This window comes from Streptomyces sp. AC627_RSS907, assembly GCF_019049165.1.
Genome location: NZ_JAGMUE010000232.1, coordinates 1 through 392, shown reverse-complemented (window position 1 = coordinate 392; position 392 = coordinate 1). Strand labels below are relative to the sequence as shown.

Below are 392 nucleotides of genomic sequence, written 5' to 3'. Positions count from 1 at the left end.
ACCCGCTGTGAAGCGTCAAACATCGAGCATCGTGATGCTAAGGCCGTGAAGCCGTTCCGGACCCTTCGGGGAATGGAAAGTGGTGGAGCCGCCGGACCAAGCGGTTAGTAGGTGAGTGATGGGGTGACGCAGGAAGGTAGTCCATCCCGGGCGGTGGTTGTCCCGGGGTAAGGGTGTAGGCCGTGCGGTAGGTAAATCCGTCGCACATGAGGCTGAGACCTGATGCCGAGCCGATTGTGGTGAAGTGGATGATCCTATGCTGTCGAGAAAAGCCTCTAGCGAGTTTCATGGCGGCCCGTACCCTAAACCGACTCAGGTGGTCAGGTAGAGAATACCGAGGCGTTCGGGTGAACTATGGTTAAGGAACTCGGCAAAATGCCCCCGTAACTTCG

The 392-nt window shown here is 57.7% G+C and carries 1 rRNA gene; it reads left to right on the top strand.

From position 1 onward, the window contains the following. Nucleotides 1-392: ribosomal RNA gene (locus KUM32_RS32765) — 23S ribosomal RNA — on the top strand; the annotation flags it as partial.